Annotated in this window: 1 protein-coding gene and 2 pseudogenes; all 3 read right to left on the reverse strand. The window is 71.2% G+C overall.

The genetic code is table 11. The annotated features are described in order from the left end of the window. Positions 1-646: pseudogene (locus R6V09_RS49535) on the reverse strand (zinc-binding alcohol dehydrogenase); the annotation flags it as partial. 15 nt (positions 647-661) lie between these two features. After that, positions 662-2,596, reverse strand: a complete 1,935-nt coding sequence (gene asnB, locus R6V09_RS49540) for an asparagine synthase (glutamine-hydrolyzing) (protein WP_317888002.1) — start codon at positions 2,594-2,596, stop codon at positions 662-664. Positions 2,597-2,599: 3 nt separating this feature from the next. Continuing rightward, positions 2,600-3,183, reverse strand: a pseudogene (locus R6V09_RS49545) (Wzz/FepE/Etk N-terminal domain-containing protein); the annotation flags it as partial.

Here is a 3,183-nt window from a genome sequence, read left to right on the forward strand (position 1 = left end):
CGGCGCCCAGGCGCTCGGCGAGCTCGCAGCGCGTCGGGTCCGGGTCTGCGCCGACCACGCGGACTCCGGCGGCGGTGAGGAGCTGCACCACCAGTTGCCCGATCAGTCCGAGGCCGATGACCAGCGCCACCTCGCCGAGCTGCGGCTCACCCTGGCGGACGCCCTGCATCGCGATCGAGCCGACGGTGCCGAAGGCCGCGTGCTGCGGCGCGAGGCCTTCGGGGACGGGGGCGTAGAGGTTCTTCGGTACCCAGTTCAACTCGGCGTGCAGTGCGTGCTCGTTGCCCGCGCAGGCGACCAGGTCGCCGACCTTCACGTCGTCGATCCCGGCGCCGACCTGCTCGACCACCCCGCACAGCGAGTAGCCCAGCGGTGTGTAGGAGTCCAGCTTGCCCATCACCTTGCGGTAGGTGGCGGGCACCCCGTTGGTGGCCACGCTCTGCATGACCTTGGCCACCTGGTCCGGCCGGGAGCGGGCCTTGCCCAGCATCGACATGCCGGCCTCGGAGACCTTCATGAGCTCGGTCCCGGTGGATATCAGCGAGTAGGCGCTGCGCACCAGCACACCGCCCGGCTTGCACCCCGGTACCGGAACGTCGAGCACCGCCAGCTCGCCGCTCTTGTAGTTCTGTACAACCTGCTTCACCAGAACTCCTGATTTCTAAGCCGTCGACCGAGTGCTCTGGGCGGGGCCAGAGGTCGCGTCGCGATACCAGTACTCAAGGGTCAGTACGTGCCACAGATGCTTGGAGTAGTCCGCCTGTCCGGCGGCGTCCTCGGCGACCATCCGCGCCAGCGCGTCGCGGCGCAGCAGCCCGGACCGGACGAGCTCGCCGTCGTTGACCACCTCGCGCACCAGCGGTGCCAGGTCCCGGCTCATCCAGGCCCGCAGCGGGGCGCTGAACAGGCCCTTGGGCCGGTACACGATCTCCTTGGGCAGAACCGAGGTGGCCGCCTCCTTGAGGACGGCCTTGCCCTGTCGTCCGACGATCTTGCGGTTGCCGGGTACGGCGAACGCCGCCTTGACCACCTCGATGTCGACGTACGGCACCCGTACCTCGGTGGAGGCGGCCATGCTCGACCGGTCCGTGTAGGCGAGGTTCAGGCCCGGAAGGAACATGCGGGCGTCGGTCAGGCACATGCGGTTGACAAAGTCGTCGAGGTCGTTGTCCTGGTAGACGTCCGTGTGCTCGGTCACCACGTCGTCGACCGTCCCGGCGAGGTCCGGGTTGAGCAGGGCGAGCAGCTCGTCCTGGTCGTACATGGTGTAGCTGCGCCGGAACGCGGTCTCCTCCGGCAGATCGGCGAAGGACAGGAACCGCTTCGCGAAACGCACCGACCGGTAGCCGCGGCGGGCCGAGGCGACCGGCAGCCGGTCCACGACCCCGGACACCCCGCGCCGCAGAGGTCGCGGGACGCGCTGGTAGCGCAGCGCGAGCAGGTTGGCGAAATGCTTGCGGTAGCCCGCGAACAGCTCGTCCGCGCCCATGCCCGAGAGCATGACCTTGACCCCGGCCTCCCGGGCGGCCATGCAGATCAGGTACGTGTTGATCGCGGCGGGGTCGCCGATCGGCTCGTCCAGGCTGTACGTCATCTGCGGCAGCAGGTCGAGCACGTTGGGCGCGATCTCGATCTCGTGCAGGTCGACACCGAACTGCTCGGCCACCTGCCGGGCGTAGCGCAGGTCGTCCGGCATCGCCTCGAACTTGGCGTCCTCGGCGCGGAAGCCGATGGTGTAGGCGGAGATCCCGGGCTGGTGGCGGGCCGCCAGCGCGGTCAGATAGCTGGAGTCGAGGCCGCCGGAGAGGAAGGTCGCCACGGGTACGTCGGAGATCAGGTGGCGGCGGGTCGACTCCTCGACGATGGCGGCGAGGTCCGGCCGCTCGCCGGCCCGGGCCCGTTCCTGGCCCTCGGCGGCGACGTCCTTCAGGTTCCAGTAACTGCCGCGCTCCACCCGGCCGTCGGGCCGGCAGCGCAGCCAGCTTCCCGGCGGCAGCTTCTCCGCCTCGCGGAACGCGCAGCGCGAGTCCGGCACCCAGTAGTAGAGGAGGGACGCCACCAGCGCCGCCTGGTCCACCTCCAGCGACTTGCCGGTCGCGGCGGCGAGCGCCTTGAGCTCGGAGGCGAACATCAGGCCCCCGCCGCGCCGGAGCAGGAACAGCGGCTTGATGCCGAGCTGGTCGCGGACGAGCACCAGGTCGCCGGTGCGCTCGTCGAAGATGCCGAACGCGAACATGCCGCGCAACCGGGGCAGACAGTCCGTGCCCCAGCGCCGCCAGGCCTCCAGGACCACCTCGGTGTCGGAGGTACCGCGGAAGCGCACCCCGGTGGCCTCCAACTCAGTGCGCAGTTCGGGCGCGTTGTACAGCTCGCCGTTGTACGTCAGGGCGAGGCCGTCCGAGACCATCGGCTGGGCGCCGGTCTCGGACAGGTCGACGATGGCCAGCCGGCGGTGCCCGAGCTGCACCTCGCCGTCGCCCAGGGGGTGGCCGTAGCGGCCCGAGCCGTCCGGGCCGCGGTGGGCGAGGGTGTCGGTGAGCCGGTCGGTGACGGCCTTTCCGTCCGGCCATCGGTACGTGCCCGCGATGCCACACATGTCCTACCTCACCTCCTGGTCGTTGTCCGGGACCCGTGCGGCCCGTATCGGCTGCCGTTCGGCGAGCCGCCGGCCCTCCCCCACTGCCTGAACGGCGTGGGAGGTACCCCCACCGTTCTGCCAGGTCGGCCGCTCGGTCTGCCCGCGCAGCGCGTTGGCCAGCCCGTCCCACAGCGTGCCGTCGGTCCGGTCGCGCGGATCGGGGTCGATCAGCACCACACCGACCACCGGTATGCGCTGGTCCGCGAGCTGCCGTGCCACGGTGTGCAGCCAGGCGGCGCTGCCGTGCCCGGCGCGTACGACGAGCACGGTGCGGGTGCCGAGGTACTGGAGGTCGGTCCACGCCGTGCCGGGTGCCACCGAGCCGACGCCGATCCGCTGGTCCTGCGGGGACACGGTGGCGGCCTTTTCGCCGCCGACCACGGTGGGGTCGCCCGGTTTCGAGCGGCGGCCCGAGAGCTGCGTGCCGGGAAGACCGTCGACGACGGTCACCGGCCCGTCCTCCCCCAGCGCCCGGGCGAGGCCGAGGGCGATCACGGCCGTGCTGCGCGCGCAGCCGAGTTCCAGCAGCGACAGATCGGAAGAGC

The sequence above is a fragment of the Streptomyces sp. W16 genome, assembly GCF_033194735.1.
Taxonomy (GTDB): Bacteria; Actinomycetota; Actinomycetes; order Streptomycetales; family Streptomycetaceae; genus Streptomyces.